Below are 17,890 nucleotides of genomic sequence, written 5' to 3'. Positions count from 1 at the left end.
ACTTGAACCCATTCTGTTGCAACTGGCGCAATGCTATTCATGACGATTCAAAGTAAACTAGTAAACATTCACGAGTGTATGTAAAATAGCTGCCAAGTTTTAGGCAAGATAATGCTTTCAGATAATTAGGACACCGTAGCCCATGAAAAAGCACGTATTATCCGTTTTAGTCGGCTTAACCATCAGCGCAACATCAAGTGTTGCCTATGCTGACGACCTCGCTCAAGTTTTTCAACTCGCATTGCAAAACGATCCAACCCTACAACAAGTTGATGCTCAGCGCCGCGCCGCGCAAAAAGGCATTGATATTACGAAGTCAGCATTTTGGCCACAAGTTAGTTTCTCAGCTGGGTATTCACGCTCAGAGTCGGAGCGTGCTCAGTTTGACACAACTTCTCAGCAATTTGTCACTCTTGACTCTGAAAGTCGTGGCTGGAATGCCGGCGTTAGTCTTTCGCAAACCGTTTTTGACATGAACGTTTGGGATCGCGCAGCTCTTAGTGAAAAACAAGCTTATCAAGCAGAAGTAAACTACTTAAGTACACGTCAACAATTAATGATTCGTGTCGTTAATGCGTATTTTACAGTCCTTGAGCGGATGGATGATCTTGAGTTCGCGACAGCTGAAAAGAAAGCGATTGAACGTCAATTAGAGCAGACAAAACAGCGTTTCTCGGTAGGCTTAACGGCAATCACTGATGTGCATGAAGCACAAGCACAGTTCGACACCGCCATAGCTTCAGAAATTCAAGCCAAGAATGCGGTTGAAGTTGCGCAAGAATCTTTGCGTGAAATTACTGGCCGTTATCATCAAGATTTAGCCCAATTAAATACCAGCTCGTTTTCGCCAGAAACCCCAACACCAAGTGACGCACAGCAGTGGGTGAAAATTGCAGAAGATAAAAATCTACAATTATTAGTGCAACGTGTTGCTGTGGAAATCAGTGATGAGCAAATAAGTTTGGCGCGTAATGGTCATTTGCCGACGGTATCATTGAGTGCCGACTATTCGACTAACGACACCTCAACTACCGCCGGTGGTATTAAAACTAACATGCCGCGCATGGACTCAAACTCAATTGGTTTGTCGCTGAACGTGCCTTTGTTTACGGGCTTCAGAACATCATCAGAAGTTGACCAAGCGCGCGAAAACTTCATTGCTGCAAGCCAAGAACTTGAGGGTGTGCGTCGTAATGTTGAACGTCAGGTGCGTAGCGCTTACTACGACGTTGTTGCAGCTTTATCGACTATTCGCGCGTTTGAACAGGCCGTAGTATCAGCTGAAAGCGCATTGAAAGCCACGCAAACCGGTTTTGAAGTGGGTACACGTACTATCGTTGATGTATTAAACAGTACTCGTAACCTTTATAACGCCCGCCGTAATCTATCGAGCGCGCGCTATGGTTATATTCGTCAATACTTAGCTCTGAAACAAGCATCAGGGCAAATTAGCGAGCAAGATTTAGTAGCTATCAACGCAAGCTTAATTAATGAAGATAATTGAAAAACCCCGCTTTGAGCCACGTTTTCTATTACCTAAATATTGGTTAACGTGGCTAAGTGTTGGCTTTCTTTATGCTATATCGTGGCTGCCATATCGCTGGCAGCTCGGTATGGGAAGAGTGTTAGGCCGGCTGTTTTATCGCTTTGTACCTCGTCGGGCTGATATAGCACGCCGAAACCTTGAGCTTTCGTTCCCCAATATGCCTGCCGATGAAATAGAGCCGTTGGTGCGCAAGAACCTCGAAAATACCGGAATCGCATTTTTTGAAACAGGTATGGCTTGGTGGTGGCCCGATTGGCGCATTCGCAACAAGTTGCATGTGCATGGCGTTGAACACCTGCATGCCGCGCAGCGTGACGGGCGCGGCGTGTTATTGTTGCTCTTCCATTTTTTAAGCCTTGAAGTTCACGCACGATTGCACGGTTTTGTAAAGCCAGCCGTTGGTTTGTATCGTCCGCATAACAACGCTGTTATGGAGTATTTACAGACTCTTGGCCGCGGTCGTTCGAATAAATACATGATTCAGCGGCGCGACGTAAAAAGCATGCTACAAGCTTTAGACCAAGGTGAAATTGCTGGTTACCTACCAGATCAAGACTATGGCCGCCGAAAAACCATTTTCGCGCCGCTTTTTGCGGTGGAAAAGGCAAGTACCACAACAGGGACGCTGCTATTTGCGCATGGCGCAAACTGCGCTGTATTGCCAGTGACATGTTTTCGAAGAGACGACGGCACGGGTTATGACATGACGTTTTACCCTGAATTTGAGAACTTCCCCACAGGGGATGACTTAGCCGACGTTACGCGGGTAAATAAAATGGTTGAGTTCGCAATTCAGCAGCGTCCTGAGCAATACATGTGGATTCATCGGCGCTTTAAAACTCGCCCTAATGACACTGACCCAGATCTCTATAAGCGTTAACTCAATTCTTGCCCAACCACTGCTGCCATGCGGTGATCACCGTATGGCGGTAATTCTCTAGATTTTCATGCGTCACCGAGCCTCGGTCATCAAGCGCAAGCTTATGCAGTACTTCTCGTTCGGCAATATAGGCCGTGATCAACGCTTGGCTTTCTTGTTGACTTAACAAGTGCTTATGCTCAGCTTGTTCAAGAATTCGTATGTTGTCCGTAAACGCCGCTAAGGCCGGAATTTCATGAGCAAAACGCAGAGTTAAATACTGCACCAAAAACTCAAGGTCGGTAATGCCCCCAGCCCCTTGTTTCACATCAAACTGCTGAGCACTTACCCGCGCCGCTAAGTGGTCACGCATTTTCTCGCGCATACTTAATACTTGTTCGCGTAGTTGCTGTTCATCGCGACGTTGGCAAATTTGCCGTTGCCGCAAAGCGATTAGTTTTTCTCGCAATGCTGTCGAACCAAACACCGGACGAGCCCTCACCAATGCTTGTAACTCCCAAGTCCAGGCATCCTCTTGTAGGTAACTTTCAAAGGTATCGAGGCGGGTTACCAACAATCCTGATTTACCCGATGGCCGCAACCGCATATCTACCTCGTACAAGGAACCAACAAGTGTTCGTGCGGTAAACAAATGCAATATGCGTTGTGCAAGTCGCAAATAAAACTGTTGAATACCAATCGATTTGGGGCCGTCTGTATCACCGTCATAGTCAGTGTCGGTGATAAACACAAGATCTAAGTCAGAGCCATACCCAAGCTCAAGCCCCCCCAACTTGCCATACGCCATCACGGCAAAGCCCATATCGTCAGCACTTCGCTCGGGGGGAGCACCATGCTTTTCTACCAATTGGTGCCACGCTAAGCGAACGACTTTGTCAATCAATGCTTCGGCCAAATAACTTAAATGGTCGCTCACTTTCATAAGCGGAAGCGCACCGCTGATATCGGCCGCCGCCACCTTCAACTGCAACACCTGTCGTGCCTGGCGCAGTGCATCCATTTGTGCTTCTAAGTCGTTTTCTTGCTCAGGAATTCGTAGTAAAAATTCGTCTAATAAACGCGGATAGTCATTCAGCTCAGGTAATCGATACAAATGCTGCGGATCAATCAGCTCGTCAAGCAGCAATGGATAGGTGGCAATTTGCGAAGTTAACCACGAGCTCGCGCGGCACAGTTTTATAAGCTGCTCACGGGCGCCCGAGTTCTCGACGAGTAATTCAACATAGGCGGTACGGGTCATAATTTTTCGTAACACCTGCAGCACGCGTTCAAGCACTGAGTCAGCATCGGCAAACTGGACAATACGCTCTAACAGTAATGGCACTAATCTGGCCATAGCTTTACGCCCACGCGGCCCTGAGCCGCGTTTACGAACATCCATACGTAACTGATTAACCTGCTGCCAAATAAGCTGTGCAGTCGACTTGGCAAGGCCAAAATCAAGTAACACGTCAATGGCGGTATCATCTTCAATCATGTCTTGCCAAAGCAGTTGTAACTGCCCGGCTTCTTCGTCTTCGGCGTCAGGGTCACCAATAACCTGCTGAAACTGTTCATGCACGGTCGCCATGGTCGCGCGAATATCGGCTTCAATGTCAGGCCAAGGCTGCTCATATGCCAAGCTGATGCGCTGCTGAGTCGGCGCATCGTCGGGTAGTGTTTGGGTTTGCTCGTCGTTCAATTGCTGCAACACGTGTTCCATTTTGCGCAGCTTTTCATAGCACTGTAGAAGCTGGTCAACCGTAGCTTCTGGCAAGATATTAAGCTCGGCAATCGCGTGATAGGCAGCATAAAGTGATTGGGTTTGTAACTGCCGTTGCTGGCCGCCACGAATCAACTGAAACGCCTGCGCAATAAACTCAATTTCGCGAATGCCGCCGGCGCCTAGTTTTATATTACGCTCCAGGCCTTTGCGGCGGGTTTCTTGGGTGATCAAGGTTTTCATTTTGCGCAGCGCATCAATGGCCGAAAAATCAATATAGCGACGATAAACAAAGGGCCGCAATAACGATTTCAGTTCATCCTCGTGTGCTTTTGTGCCGCCAATTAGCCGCGCTTTCACCATGGCATAACGTTCCCAATCGCGCCCTTGCTCTTGGTAGTAATATTCAAGTGCAGAGATACTGGCAACCACGGGCCCTGACTGACCAAACGGGCGCAGCCGCAAATCAACGCGAAACACGCGACCATCAGCCGTGATTTGATCAAGTAAGCTCACTAATGCTTGGGCGAGGCGTGTAAAAAACACACTGTTTTCTATCGGTTTACGTGCATGATCGGTTTCGCCTTGGGCGGGGTAACAGAAAATCAAATCGATATCCGATGAAAAATTTAATTCATAACCGCCCAGCTTACCCATGCCAATCACCAACAATGGCATGGCTTGGCCTTGCTCATCTCGGGGCGTACCAAAGCGTTCACAATAGCGAGGGTACAGCCAATTTAGAGCTCCATTGATAAACGCATCAGCGGTTGCACTAATGTGTTTAAGCATGTCAGTTACGCTGACTTGTTGTAACAAATCGGCAGCGGCTAATATGGCATACCATTGTTGGCGCAAGCGCCTAAGTGAACGCTGCGCTTGAGGCTCATCGGCGCAGCTTGCAAGTAACTCAGTCACAGCATTTGCATAAGCATCTGTCGCAGGCAACACCACCTGTTCGTTCTGCCATTCAATTGCATTAGGCTGCTGCTCAATCACCCGTGCAACAAACTGGCTTATTTCACAGACTCTACCCTGTGCATCCATAGCTACACTATCCAGTAAGGCTCTTGTTTAAGTGCCGCACGACGTGAACGTTCAAGCGCATAAAGCAGCGACTCTAGTTGCACCTCTTGCCAACCTAAAAGCTTTTCAGTATTTATTTCATCGGTATCTTTAATGGCTTCACGCAACAGCTTCAGTGCCATAATTTCTCGAATACCGCGCATTAAGTCTTGCCAAGGCGCTCTAAATAACTCGCGGTCATCGGCGTCAAATAAATAGCCAACGCAATAGCCTAATTGCAATGAGCTTTGTAACTGCGGTAACAGTTTTAGGTAATGATCAGCACGCATCTCTTGATGCTTAGTAAAAGCTTCGAGCACTTGTTGCCAGTCTTCACGCAATCGCTGTGTTGCCCATTGCTTTAACGGCACCTGCATAAGTTGCTCATGGCGTGGCTGTTCAGAACATAATTCGCCAAGTTCAAATAATGTCAGTTGGTAATCATCACGTTTACTTAAACTAACCACTAATTCGAGCTGTACCGAGTGCTCTTGTTGCTCAACAATAAACTCATAAAGTTTTTGGTTTTGCTCAAGCGCTCGATGATACGCCCCGTCTTCCGCGGTCAGTTCATTAAGCCCATCATAGCGGCTCAACCAGCCTAAGTGCCCAAGCATTTGCTCTAACCGGGCAATGTGGTCGCTCACATCAATTTCGAACAGCGCCAATTGCTGCAGCACGACTTTGCACAGACGAATACCGTCCGTAATTCCGGCAACCGCTCGCACATTCGGCTGTTCAGCCAAGCAGGCATCATTATGCTGCCAATATTGCAACGCGTAGGCTAATGCACGATATAAGCCCGTTCCAACGTCATCTTGCGGCTGCTGATGCACAAAATGCGCGTGATTAAATGGTTCAAGCACTGACTTTTGTGCCAGTAAATAGCCGCGAGCCGCTTTGCTTAAACTACCCACTCGCGCATTGACTCGAGTAATAAAACGGCGTGCTAATTTATAAGCATCGGCGGCAATGCCACCTTGCACTTCAAGTTCAATTTCGCAAATAGGTCGCGATTGGTCATTGGCCACAATGTGACCTTCATCAAACACCAACTCAATAACGCCTTCGCCACTTGGAATTTTCCAACGGTGGCGCGTGAAGTCGGTGCGAAATAGCTCAACCAGCTCACGCTGAATATCAAAAACCGGAAATTCATCAGGCCAAATATCTTCTTCAAACAAGGTTAAATCGGGTGTGTCACTGGTAATAACCGCATTATATTCAGGGCGCGAATGCATGCCACCAAGCACTTGCCCTGCTAATTTAATGGTTTGCTCGCGTTCATCACCACGCTGCCGGATACGCAGCCCCATATCGTGCTGACGCAACTGCAGGTCATCGGTATCGAAATACGCATTGGTTAATTCAAGGGTGCTGCTGTCGCTATCTTTGGCCAATTGTTGGCATAACCGCAACACCGCTTCACGCTGGTTCGGTTCCACAAGTAATTTCAATTCAATTTCTTGGCTCACGAGCTCTCTCTTACGCGTTGATTTTCCTTGCTTCATACGGTACTCGCACTAACTTTACGGGTCAACTGAAATGGGCTTGACAGCGCTGCACAAAAAATGCACCGTGGGCGCAATTAATCGGTCTCGATGAAGTAACAAAAAAATGTGATCAGACAGGCTTTACGCGCGCCCAAAAAGTCATATACTGGCGCCCGAAATATGTCACCGCCAGCCTTGGGCTGAGTCCTACAGGAGATGCTATGTTTAAAGCGAGTGAAGTACTTGCGGCTCAGTATACCGGCGCCGACCTTGGTCGACTCCAACAAGCCATCACCGACAACTATTTAGTCGATGAAGATGCTTATTTGCGTGAGCTGTTGCCCCTTGTGCCTCAAGACAATGAAAATCTTGAGCGCGTAACCCAAGCGGCAGCTAATTTAGTGAATAAAGTTCGCGACCGTGCTGATGGCGGTGGCGTAGATGCGTTTTTGCAAGAATACAGCCTTGACACCAAAGAAGGCATTATTCTGATGTGTTTGGCAGAAGCATTGCTGCGTATTCCAGATGCCACAACTGCTGACGCGCTTATTCAAGACCGCTTGTCGGGCGGTGACTGGCATAAACATATGGGCCAAAGCGCCTCTTGGTTAGTCAACAGCGGTACTTGGGGTTTAGCCTTAACCAACAATGTTATTAATCCAACCGGCAAGCCAATGGAAACGCCGCGCGGTGTATTTCGCCGAATGGTACGCCGTTTAAGCTCGCCTGTGGTGCGTAAAGCCACGTACGCGGCGATGCGTATTATGGGTACGCAGTTCGTACTTGGCCGAACCATTGAGGAAGCGCTGAAAAACAGTCGCAATAACCGAGACAAAGGTTATACGCATTCTTATGACATGCTCGGCGAAGCAGCTTTAACTATGGCTGACGCACGCCGTTATCATGCTGATTATGTCAACTCAATTAAAGTTGTAGGCAAAGAGAACTTTAATAACCCGAACGCACCACGACCGACCATCTCAATCAAACTGTCAGCGTTGCACCCACGTTACGAAGTAGCCAACCATGAGCGAGTACTTACTGAGCTAGCCCAAAGCTTGACAGAGTTAGTGAAGCTTGCCAAAGAGGCTGACGTTGGCGTGAGTATTGACGCCGAAGAAATGGACCGCTTGGAGCTGTCATTAGAGTTGTTCGAAAAAGTCTACCGCAGTGGCGTCTGTAAAGGTTGGCCACGCTTTGGCTTGGTGGTTCAGGCGTATTCAAAACGTGCGCTGCCCGTATTGTGCTGGGTAACCGCATTGGCGCGCGAATGCGGCGATGAAATTCCTGTACGTTTGGTTAAAGGTGCGTATTGGGATACCGAAATTAAATTGTGCCAAGTAAATGGCTTGTCTGGCTACCCTGTTTACACCCGTAAAGCCAATACCGATGTGTCGTACTTAGCCTGTGCCCATTACTTAATGAGCCCAGCGACGGACGGTGCCATCTATCCGCAATTTGCCACACACAACGCGCAAACTGTGGTAGCCATTCGCGATTTAAATGCAACCTACCAGCGCCGTATTGAGTTCCAGCGCTTGCATGGTATGGGTGATGACTTATATGACACCTTGCTAGAGCAAGATGAAAACACTACGGTGCGTATTTACGCGCCGGTGGGCGCCCATAAAGATCTACTGCCTTATTTGGTTCGCCGTCTACTCGAAAATGGTGCAAATACGTCGTTTGTGCACAAACTGGTTGACCCACAAACACCTGTTGCGGAATTAACCGAGCACCCGCTACACACAATGCTAAAACATGAGCATTTCGCGAACCATAAAATTCCACTACCGACGCAAATTTTTGGCGATCGGAAAAACTCGTTAGGACTGAATATGAACATTCACTCACAAGCTGATGATTTTATTAATGCAGTACACCAGTACCGCGACAAGCAATGGCAAGGTGGCCCGATTGTTAATGGCGACGTAGTGGACGCGCATCACAAAGTGGCCATTCATAGTCCGCAAAACACCAGCCACCATATTGGTACTATTTGTTGGGGTGACAAAGCGTTAGCCGAGCAAGCATTGAAGAGCGCTAATGCCGCCTACCGTCGCTGGCGTGACACCGACGTCGAAGTACGTGCAAGCGCATTGGAAAAACTTGCTGATTTGCTTGAAGCCAATCGTATTGAACTTATCGCTTTATGTAGCGTTGAAGCAGGCAAAAGCCTACAAGACGGTATTGACGAAATTCGCGAAGCCGTTGATTTTTGCCGTTATTACGCGCAACAAGCACGTGAGCTTATGGGTGAAGGCACTACCTTACCGGGCCCAACCGGCGAAACCAACGAGCTGTTCGTGCAAGGCCGCGGTACCTTTATTTGTATTAGCCCATGGAACTTCCCACTTGCCATTTTCTTAGGCCAAGTAGCAGCTGCCTTGGTGACCGGTAACTGTGTTATTGCAAAACCTGCCGAACAAACTGGCTTAATTGCTTTCCGTGCGGTGCAACTTGCATTAGAAGCCGGAATTCCAGGCGATGTATTGCACTTTATGCCGGGTAGCGGCGCTGAAATAGGTAGCTTCTTGGTGTCTCAAGAAGAAATTGGCGGGGTGTGCTTCACTGGTTCAACATACACAGCACAAGCCATTAACCGTGCATTGGCAGCTCGTACTCGCGCAATTGTGCCACTGATTGCTGAAACCGGTGGTCAGAACGCTATGTTGATCGACTCAACTGCCCTGCCTGAGCAAGCAGTCACTGATATTGTGGCTAGCGCATTCAAGAGTGCGGGTCAGCGTTGCTCGGCGTTACGTGTTTTGTTTGTGCAAGACGACATTGCCGACCGCGTTATCGACTTGCTGAAAGGCGCTATGGCAGAACTTAAAGTGGGCGACCCTATTCTGCATGAAACCGATGTTGGCCCGGTAATTGACGGTGCGGCAAAAAGTAACCTTGAGCAGCATGTAAACGATATTACGCAAGCGGGTCGCTTAATTGCTCGCGCGCCCATGCCTGAATACACCAACGGCGGTACTTTCGTGGCACCAACAGCCATCGAAATTGACAATATTAACCAGTTAGTTAAAGAAAACTTTGGCCCAATTCTGCACGTTATTCGTTACAAAACGAGCGAGCTAGACACGGTTATTCAAAGCATCAATGATACCGGTTTCGGTTTAACCTTCGGTATTCATAGTCGCAACGAAACCTTTGCAGCAGATATTGCGCGTCGAATTGATGTGGGTAACGTGTATATCAATCGTAACCAAATTGGTGCTGTGGTTGGCGTACAGCCATTCGGTGGCCGTGGTATGTCGGGTACTGGCCCGAAAGCTGGTGGTCCTCACTACTTGACTAGCTTTGTGACTGAGAAAACTCGCACCAACAATATTACCGCTGTTGGTGGTAACGCAACCTTGTTGTCGTTAGGTGACTAACGACAACAAGCAAGGTGCTAAACAAACATGGTGTGGGCGATTAAAACTCGCCCACTTCATGCATATATAAACTTTCACTACCGTCTTCAATAACACCTACTAAGCCATGAATACGTGGCAAAATACGCGCCATATAGAACTTCGCAGTCTTTATTTTACTGGCTAAATAAGGGCGCTCACCAACCAGTGGTTCAGCAACTTTTGCCATGCGTAACCACATGTATGCAAAAGCAACATAACCAACCAAGTACAAGTACTCAACCGCCACGCTATTGATGATATTTTCATCATCAGCAACTTTAGTCAGAACGTTTTTGGTAACGTCGGCAACAAGTTGCGTTGCTTGTGCAAGCTGCTGATACTCTTTTTCTAAGCCAGCTTGCGGTTGTGCTAACAACGCCTGAATATCATCTAACAAAGGCTTAAGCATTTCACCACGAGAGCCCGCGACCTTACGGCCTAGCAAGTCTAACGCTTGAATACCGTTGGTACCCTCGTAAATTTGGGCAATTCGAGCGTCACGAACTAACTGTTCTTGGCCCCACTCACGAATAAACCCGTGACCGCCAAACACTTGTTGGCCAATAACGGTTGCTTCGAAGCCGGTGTCTGTTAAAAACGCTTTAGCAACCGGAGTTAACAACTGCACTAATGCCTCGGCACGCGCTTTCTGTGCTGGGTCGTGCGCGTATTTGGCAATATCCAGTTGCTGCCCGACGTAGGTTGAGAACGCGCGTCCACCTTCCACAAAGGCCTTCATGGTTAGCAACATGCGACGAACATCGCCATGCACAATTAACGGATCCGCTTCTTTCGCCAGGTCGCGAGTCACTTTAGCGCCACGCCCCTGAATACGGTCTTGCGCGTATTCAAGCGCATTTTGATACGAGCGGGCGGCAGCGCCTAGGCCCTGAATACCGACACCTAAACGTTCATAGTTCATCATGGTAAACATGGCTGGTAGGCCTTTGTGAGGCTCACCGACAAGCCAGCCCGTTGCGCCATCAAAATTTAATACACAAGTGGCCGACGCGTGAATACCCATTTTGTGTTCAATAGAACCACAAGTGACGCCATTACGTTCGCCTAAGCTACCGTCTTGGTTAACCAAAAACTTAGGTACTAGGAACAAACTAATACCCTTGCTGCCAGCCGGTGCGTCAGGCAGTTTAGCTAACACCAAATGCACAATGTTTTCAGCGAGATCATGTTCGCCACCGGTAATAAATATTTTGGTACCAGAGATGGCAAAACTGCCGTCATCGTTAGGAACGGCTTTCGAACGAATAATACCTAAGTCTGTACCCGCATGCGGTTCTGTCAGACACATTGAGCCGGTCCATTGTCCGCTAATCATGTTTTCAAGATAGGTAGCTTTAAGTGCGTCATCGCCGTGTTGATCAATGGTCATAATGGCGCCGGCAGTTAAGCCAGAATACAGCGAAAATGAGATGTCAGCAGCACAGAGCATTTCTTCGTATTGCGCAGAGATACTTTTGGGTAAACCCATACCACCAAATTCAGGGTTTGCGGTCACACCAACCCAGCCCCCTTCTGCTAACTGTTTAAAGTTTTCTTTGTAACCTTTAGGGGTTGTCACAACACCATCGTTAAATTGCACGCCTTCTTCGTCAGCGGCACGCGCGTTTGGTGCAATGAGGGTTTCGGCCAGCTTGGCGCCTTCATCAATAATGGCAACGGCTGTTTCCATATCCAGTTCGGCCAATTCACCAAACTGCGCCCAGTCTTTATCTACTTGGAATACGTCTTGCAGCACAAACTGCATGTCTTCGCGAGGAACACGATAGTCCGCCATGACAACACCTCTTTAAGTTGCGGCGATTTCGTTGGGAGTAATTTCGCACGAAATCAAACAATGGATTTAAACAGGTGTTTTAATATCAGATAACCTAGGGCTTTGTCCAGTCTTCTAGTGCCGGCTGCGAGAATGCTTGGTTGTCTTTCACGAACACCACGTGCGCGGGTGCGATGGTCAGCACTGTCAACCCTTCAAAGCGCTCCCCTTCAAACAATCGCACTCCACTTAGCTCAATCCAACGTCCCTGCGGCCGCGATGAATACTGGTGTCCGTCATAACTAAAGCTGGGTATGCTGCGCTTAAATACGGGGGCTAATTGCTCCAATGTCGGCACCACGCTGCGATTTAAGTTATCGGCGCTACCACCTTGTTCACCCTCAGCAAGCGCACTTTCAAAGGCATTAAGTAATTCAGGAGATATTTGACTTAAATCAATCGCCTGATTGTCATTGACTGGGCTTGGGTTATCTCGCTGTTCATTGCTTGGTTGTTGTCGCGTGCTTTGAGCAACCTGTTCGTCGCTAGCATTCGCTTGATGACTCGTGGAACTTTCGAGATTGTCTTTTGGGGTGGTTATTACAGGCCACTGAGGCGTTTTTATTACCGCTATGTCACCAAGCTGATACTGCTTTTGAACGTCAACAGATGGCCGTTGTTGATTAGGCTCTACTGCATCAATATTAGCGGCGGCTTCCACGTGCTCACTCGTCACCCCACGCATGGTCCACCATCCTAATGCTCCGGCGAGCGCAACAACTACCAACCATAGCAATATGCGCGGTGTACCTGAATTAGTCACTTTTGCCGAATGAAGTCGCACTTCCGATGAACCTTGTACTAAAGGCGACGATTGGTTTTTTAACGCTTTTAGCACCGATGACATTAGTGCACCTCTGTTGTAGCTGGGGTTACTGAAAGCTTTGGCCCACCGAGCTCACTTTGTGAAATTAACCATGCAAAGGTTAACGCATCAAGTTTGCTCGTCACACTTAAGCCTTTCGCTATCTGCAAACGCTGTAACTGTTGCGCTAACGGTACGCTTGCTTGGAGAGAATGTTGACGCAATTGATTCGCCAACCATTGCTGATACACAGATCCTTCAACCTCGGCCTCAGCTGAGGTGTATCCTGGTGGTTGCGCAACCACTAACACAAACTCTCCGGTCCAATTATCAGCCGGCTGCTGATTGTTACTGCCGACGAATTGATAACTATTGTCGGCTAGCACCAACAAATGCGGCAAGTTCGTTTTCACAATTTGGTCGTAACGCGCACTGCCCGCTATACACATTAACTCGAAGCTTTCTATCCAACGGCAAAAGTCAGTGTTGGTGGGAGGTCTTGGCAGTTGCCAAGCGTGTGCTATGGCCTCTATGGCAGCTGGCTTAGCTGGCTCAACTTGTGTGGCTATCGGTGTCGTAACGGGACTATTTTGCTGCTGCCACCACCATGTGGCAACCGCAACTGTTGTTGCAACAACGGCAGCAACCACAACAAACGACAACCCGTGTTTTAGGAAACTGGTCAAACCCGATGACGAGTGTGACAAGGCTGAAGCTGGACCAACGCCACCATCGAGCTCTTGCACGGCCATTTTTATATGTTTGGCACCAACAACCGGTTGTTGATCGTTATAGGCAGCTAACAGCGCTCGGTCACAGAGTAAGTTCAAACGCCGCGGAATACCTTCACTGGCTTGATGAACCTTTTTAATGGCGCCGGCATCAAATAGCCCTCGCTGTGCCCCTGCAACTTGCAGCCGATAATTGATATAGCGCTCACTATCGGCAAACTGCAGCGGTAATAAATGGTAACGCGCAGTGATGCGCTGTGCTAACTGCCGTAACTCGCGACGCCGCAATAAATCTTGCAATTCGGGTTGGCCAATAAGAATTACCCGTAATAATTTATGCTGATTGGTTTCTAAATTAGTCAGCAACCTCAACTGCTCCAGCACTTGTGGTTGTAAGTGCTGTGCTTCATCAATGAGCACCACACATTGACGATTTTGAGCATGTGCAGCTAGCAAAAATTGACTTAGCTTGTCGGTTAGCTGTTTGGTCGTAGCCCCTTGTGCCTCATAATCAATACCAAACTCATCGCATAAGGTTGCGAGCAGCTCGATAGCATTGAGCATTGGGTTAAGAATAAAAGCGGTTTGGGTGTGCTCAGGCAATTGCTCCAGTAGCGCGCGTGACACCGTGGTTTTTCCGGTTCCTACTTCACCCGTTAGTAGTATAAATCCGCCGCTGCCTTGCAGCCCATAGCTTAAGTGAGCAAGCGCTTCTTGATGACGCTCACTTAAATATAAAAATTGCGGGTCTGGTGCAATTGAAAACGGTTCCGTATGCAGACCAAAGTAGTTCAGATACATAGCAAAATCACTGCAAGCATTGTTATAGTGCAGAACAGTGTAACGACTCACTTGCATCAGGGCTAGTGATTCGCGATCATCAGTAAAATTTTAATAGGAGTTGGCGTGGAAATTTACTTAGTCGGCGGCGCCGTTCGCGATGCGTTACTGAATAAGCCAGTGCACGAACGTGATTTCGTGGTGGTTGGCAGTACGGTTGAGGACATGCTAAAACGCGGGTTTCGACAAGTCGGTAAAGACTTTCCGGTATTTTTGCACCCACAAACGGGCGAAGAATATGCACTTGCGCGCACCGAACGAAAAACCGCTAAAGGCTATACCGGTTTCACCGTCTATGCAGCACCTGATGTGACGTTGGAAGCCGACTTACAGCGCCGCGATTTAACCATAAATGCCATTGCACAAAGCGAAACTGGAGAGCTCATCGACCCCTATGGTGGCCTAGACGATATTCAGGCTCGGCAACTTCGCCATGTATCGAGTGCTTTTGTCGAAGATCCACTTCGAGTGCTTCGCGTTGCACGCTTTGCCGCGCGCTTTGCCGGCGATGGTTTCATGGTTGCACCTGAAACTTTAGACTTAATGCGAACTATTAGCGCCAGCGGTGAGCTTGCTGAGCTGGCCGCCGAACGTGTTTGGCGTGAAACTGAAAAAGCGCTGTACACCAATCACGCGCACGTGTTTTGGCAGGTGATTGCTGACGCCCAAGCATGGTCTCCATGGTTTTTACCACTTGCAAACAAATTAGATATTTCGCTGCTTGGCGAACAGCTGAAGCGCTTACCGCATCATTTCAAGGCTGAAGAATTAGCGCAAATGCGTTGGGTTTTAACCTGTTTAACCCTTACACCAGAGGAACATGAGCAACTGGCTTTTGCGTTAAAACTGCCGAACACCTACGCAAAACTTGCACACAGCGCATTTCAAACAGGTTACTCAGCAACGCACGAGCTCAGCCCTCAGTGGTTATTCAACGCTATTGGCAAAGCCGACGGTTGGCGACGCAAAACGCAGTTTATGCAATTAGTTGGTCTGTGGCAGGCTTTAGGAATGGCCGCGAATACGGCCCAAGCGTTGTTGACGCTTTATCAACAAGCTCTGATGGTGAGTGCGCAGGAGGTTATTGCAAATGCAGCTAAGCGCCAGCAGAAATTAGCTGGCCCCGCAATTGGCGAAGCCATTCGCCAGCAGCAGCAACGCGTCATTGAAGCTAACTGGCACGACATTGATGGTATTAAATAAACCAGATAAACAGCAATGCGCCTAAGGCTAAACGATAAATCACAAAGGGTAGCATGCCCATACGGCTAATAACTTGAAGAAACACATGAATACACACATATGCGGCAACAAATGACGTAACCATGCCAACCAATACCGGCAACCAAGCTACCGGCTCAGGCGTTTGCACTAGTTTAAGCCCCTGATAGCCGCCAGCCATGATAATAATCGGTATTGAAAGCAAGAAACTAAAGCGTGCTGCGTCTGTTTTAGTTAAACCAAGCATCATGCCCGCCGTCATGGTTATACCAGAACGCGATGTGCCCGGAATTAACGCTAAAGCTTGGGCAATACCAACAAAAATTGCTTGGCGCAGTGTCAGTTGCTCAATCCCTTGGCGCTGAGATGCTCGAGCATCGGCAAACCAAAGCAATAAACCAAAAACCACAGTTGTGGTAGCTATGACCAACGCCGAACGTGCAGCGTTTTCAACCAAGTCGCTACCAAACAAACCGGCTAGTCCGGCTGGTATGGTCGCCCAAATAATCAACCAAGCTAACCGACTGTGAGCGTTATGTTTGCCCCGCAAACTAGCGAACCAATTCACCGTGAGCTGACCAACCTCCTGGCGAAAATACAACATCACAGCTAGTAAGGTGCCCACGTGCACCGCAACATCAAACGCTAAGCCTTGATCTTCCCACCCTAACAACTGCGATGGCAAAATTAAGTGAGCTGAGCTCGATATTGGTAGGAACTCGGTAAAACCTTGAATTAAAGCAAGAATTATTGATTCAATTGTATTCACAACGGTGCATTCCCTGTACGAGTCGAATAAATTTTTAAAAATGGTAGGTTTTCAAACTGAAATTCTACGGGTTCCAGCACTTGCTGACCATGATAATTTTGCCAATGCTGAGCAAAAGTCTGCCCAGTGATTGGGTGCCGCAGTGTTGGAGCTAATTCTGCCAATGGCCACAATACAAACGCATTTTCTAAAATTTCACCACGCGGCAACTGCACTGGGCTGTCACAAACCGTGTCATTATACATCAACAAGTCGATATCCAGCGTGCGCGGGCTAAATCGGGCTGCATTTGAGCTATGCCCGTGGTCTCGTTCGATTTGTTTGCAAATGGCGCTTACCTCACTAATTGATAGTGAGGTATCAACACGCGCAACTAAGTTATAAAAGCGACGCCCTGAGAAACCCACAGCGTCACTTTCAAAAACACGCGAGACATACATTGGATATGCAACACTGGCGAATTCTTGGTGTAATGCATGAATGCCAGCACGAATATAGCGTTCTCGCTCTCGGTTACTGCCAATACCTAGCCAAACTGTACTCATAATTATTATTGAGCCTGCGAACGTACGAGCTCAACCGCGGTATATTGCGCCGCCGGCACAGCCTGTGGTTTAGCTACTTTCACACGAACGCGCGGTGTCTTAAATTCTTGTAATATTAACTGTGCTACTTCTTCAGCTATCGTTTCAATGAGCGCGCGTGGGCGAGCCTGAATTAACTGAACCACGGCTTTGCTCAACGCATCATAATCAAGCGCGTCGTTAAGTTGCGCTGATTCTGCCGCCTTGCGATTATCCCAGTCCATTTCAAGGTCAAGAATAAGAGGTTGAGTTTGTTCATGTTCCCAGTCGTAAACGCCAATGAATGCATCAACTTTTAGACCTGTGACGTAGACTTTATCCATACTCGTTTCCGTATTAATAGAAATTCAGCGGCAAAGCGCTTATGCTATGGGCTTTGCATATTAACGGAAAGCACAGCAGAAGCAAACGCACATATATGGGCGCTTTAATTGTATTAGCCATCATTTCAGCCTATTTATTCGGCTCTATCAGCAGCGCTGTGCTGATCTGCCGCCTTTTTGGCCTGCCTGACCCACGCACTTCTGGCTCAAATAATCCTGGCGCCACCAACGTTTATCGGCTCGGCGGTAAGATTCCCGCTGCACTCACACTTTGGTTTGATGTCTTGAAGGGCATGATTCCGGTTTGGGGCTCTTATTTTCTTGGGATTGAGCCGTTTTATTTAGGTATTATTGCCGTTGCAGCCTGTTTGGGGCATATCTTCCCGCTATATTTTCAATTTCGCGGGGGCAAGGCTGTCGCCACCGCCTTAGGCGCCATGTTCCCCGTTGCATGGGAGATGGCTCTGTTGCTTATTGCAACATGGTTACTGGTGTTTCGCGTGGGCCGTGTGTCGTCTTTAGCTGCAATTGTGACCGTAAGTTTAGCGCCCTTCTACGCATACTGGATAAAACCTCAATATACGGTTCCGGTTATCATGATTTCAGTGCTCATCATGTGGCGGCATCAGTCAAATATCGTGCGTTTGCGCACAGGCCAAGAAAAGCGCACACGGCGCCAAGATTAAA

12 protein-coding genes and 1 pseudogene are annotated in these 17,890 nt (G+C 48.2%); 5 read left to right on the top strand and 8 right to left on the bottom strand.

Features of this window, described 5'->3' with window-relative positions:
• The first annotated feature begins 142 nt into the window (after positions 1-142).
• Together tolC and lpxL are read left to right on the top strand one after the other, a co-directional pair.
• Complete coding sequence (gene tolC / locus ASC40_RS04370) at positions 143-1,504, top strand: outer membrane channel protein TolC (protein WP_055438574.1); 1,362 nt, start codon at positions 143-145, stop codon at positions 1,502-1,504.
• On the top strand, positions 1,497-2,426 hold the full coding sequence (gene lpxL, locus ASC40_RS04365; protein ID WP_055438835.1) for an LpxL/LpxP family Kdo(2)-lipid IV(A) lauroyl/palmitoleoyl acyltransferase: 930 nt from the start codon (positions 1,497-1,499) through the stop codon (positions 2,424-2,426). Before tolC ends, lpxL begins: the two co-directional genes overlap by 8 nt.
• Position 2,427: 1 nt before the next feature.
• On the opposite strand, the pseudogene glnE reads toward lpxL, so the two are convergent.
• Together glnE and ASC40_RS04355 are read right to left on the bottom strand one after the other, a co-directional pair.
• Positions 2,428-5,160: pseudogene (gene glnE / locus ASC40_RS04360) on the bottom strand (bifunctional [glutamate--ammonia ligase]-adenylyl-L-tyrosine phosphorylase/[glutamate--ammonia-ligase] adenylyltransferase); the annotation flags it as partial.
• A gap of 17 nt (positions 5,161-5,177) precedes the next feature.
• Positions 5,178-6,668, bottom strand: a complete 1,491-nt coding sequence (locus ASC40_RS04355; RefSeq protein ID WP_055438573.1) for a CYTH domain-containing protein — start codon at positions 6,666-6,668, stop codon at positions 5,178-5,180.
• A 239-nt stretch (positions 6,669-6,907) separates the two neighbouring features.
• On the opposite strand from ASC40_RS04355, the gene putA reads away from it, so the two are divergent.
• Positions 6,908-10,075, top strand: coding sequence for a bifunctional proline dehydrogenase/L-glutamate gamma-semialdehyde dehydrogenase PutA (gene putA / locus ASC40_RS04350; RefSeq protein WP_055438572.1), 3,168 nt, complete (start codon positions 6,908-6,910; stop codon positions 10,073-10,075).
• 40 nt (positions 10,076-10,115) lie between these two features.
• On the opposite strand, the gene ASC40_RS04345 is transcribed toward putA, so the two are convergent.
• From ASC40_RS04345 to ASC40_RS04335, 3 genes are all read right to left on the bottom strand, one after another.
• Positions 10,116-11,891 carry an acyl-CoA dehydrogenase C-terminal domain-containing protein gene (locus tag ASC40_RS04345; protein ID WP_055438571.1) on the bottom strand — a complete coding sequence of 592 codons (1,776 nt, stop codon included), beginning with the start codon at positions 11,889-11,891 and terminating at the stop codon, positions 10,116-10,118.
• Positions 11,892-11,985: 94 nt separating this feature from the next.
• The gene (locus ASC40_RS04340; RefSeq protein WP_055438570.1) at positions 11,986-12,777 is read right to left on the bottom strand and encodes a general secretion pathway protein GspB; all 792 of its coding nucleotides are present in this window, start codon (positions 12,775-12,777) and stop codon (positions 11,986-11,988) included.
• The gene (locus ASC40_RS04335) at positions 12,777-14,267 is read right to left on the bottom strand and encodes an ExeA family protein (protein ID WP_055438834.1); all 1,491 of its coding nucleotides are present in this window, start codon (positions 14,265-14,267) and stop codon (positions 12,777-12,779) included. The genes ASC40_RS04340 and ASC40_RS04335 overlap by 1 nt, the downstream gene beginning before the upstream one ends.
• Positions 14,268-14,372: 105 nt before the next feature.
• On the opposite strand from ASC40_RS04335, the gene ASC40_RS11735 reads away from it, so the two are divergent.
• Entirely contained in the window at positions 14,373-15,509 is a 1,137-nt protein-coding gene (locus ASC40_RS11735; protein WP_072243376.1) for a tRNA nucleotidyltransferase/poly(A) polymerase-related protein, read from the top strand.
• On the opposite strand, the gene ASC40_RS04325 is transcribed toward ASC40_RS11735, so the two are convergent.
• Genes ASC40_RS04325 through folB form a run of 3 tightly spaced genes read right to left on the bottom strand, consistent with a single transcriptional unit; the run spans position 15,502 to position 17,203 of the window.
• Positions 15,502-16,296, bottom strand: coding sequence for an undecaprenyl-diphosphate phosphatase (locus ASC40_RS04325; RefSeq protein ID WP_055438569.1), 795 nt, complete (start codon positions 16,294-16,296; stop codon positions 15,502-15,504). The genes ASC40_RS11735 and ASC40_RS04325 overlap by 8 nt on opposite strands.
• The gene (folK, locus tag ASC40_RS04320) at positions 16,293-16,841 is read right to left on the bottom strand and encodes a 2-amino-4-hydroxy-6-hydroxymethyldihydropteridine diphosphokinase (protein ID WP_055438568.1); all 549 of its coding nucleotides are present in this window, start codon (positions 16,839-16,841) and stop codon (positions 16,293-16,295) included. Before folK ends, ASC40_RS04325 begins: the two co-directional genes overlap by 4 nt.
• Positions 16,842-16,846: 5 nt before the next feature.
• Complete coding sequence (folB, locus tag ASC40_RS04315; RefSeq protein WP_055438567.1) at positions 16,847-17,203, bottom strand: dihydroneopterin aldolase; 357 nt, start codon at positions 17,201-17,203, stop codon at positions 16,847-16,849.
• Positions 17,204-17,298: 95 nt separating this feature from the next.
• Here folB and plsY point away from each other — a divergent pair, with 95 nt between their 5' ends.
• Positions 17,299-17,889 carry a glycerol-3-phosphate 1-O-acyltransferase PlsY gene (gene plsY / locus ASC40_RS04310; RefSeq protein WP_055438566.1) on the top strand — a complete coding sequence of 197 codons (591 nt, stop codon included), beginning with the start codon at positions 17,299-17,301 and terminating at the stop codon, positions 17,887-17,889.
• Position 17,890 lies beyond the last annotated feature (1 nt).

The sequence above is a fragment of the Pseudidiomarina woesei genome, assembly GCF_001418345.1.
In the GTDB taxonomy this organism is placed as follows: Bacteria; Pseudomonadota; Gammaproteobacteria; order Enterobacterales; family Alteromonadaceae; genus Pseudidiomarina; species Pseudidiomarina woesei.
This window is presented reverse-complemented; position numbering and strand designations above follow the sequence as displayed.

Excerpts from the sequence above, each read along its gene's own strand:
- tolC (WP_055438574.1), top strand. The coding sequence starts at position 143 with ATGAAAAAGCACGTATTATCCGTTTTAGTCGGCTTAACCATCAGCGCA.
- putA (WP_055438572.1), top strand. The coding sequence starts at position 6,908 with ATGTTTAAAGCGAGTGAAGTACTTGCGGCTCAGTATACCGGCGCCGAC.
- ASC40_RS04345 (WP_055438571.1), bottom strand. The coding sequence starts at position 11,891 with ATGGCGGACTATCGTGTTCCTCGCGAAGACATGCAGTTTGTGCTGCAA.
- ASC40_RS04340 (WP_055438570.1), bottom strand. The coding sequence starts at position 12,777 with ATGTCATCGGTGCTAAAAGCGTTAAAAAACCAATCGTCGCCTTTAGTA.
- ASC40_RS04335 (WP_055438834.1), bottom strand. The coding sequence starts at position 14,267 with ATGTATCTGAACTACTTTGGTCTGCATACGGAACCGTTTTCAATTGCA.
- folK (WP_055438568.1), bottom strand. The coding sequence starts at position 16,841 with ATGAGTACAGTTTGGCTAGGTATTGGCAGTAACCGAGAGCGAGAACGC.
- folB (WP_055438567.1), bottom strand. The coding sequence starts at position 17,203 with ATGGATAAAGTCTACGTCACAGGTCTAAAAGTTGATGCATTCATTGGC.
- plsY (WP_055438566.1), top strand. The coding sequence starts at position 17,299 with ATGGGCGCTTTAATTGTATTAGCCATCATTTCAGCCTATTTATTCGGC.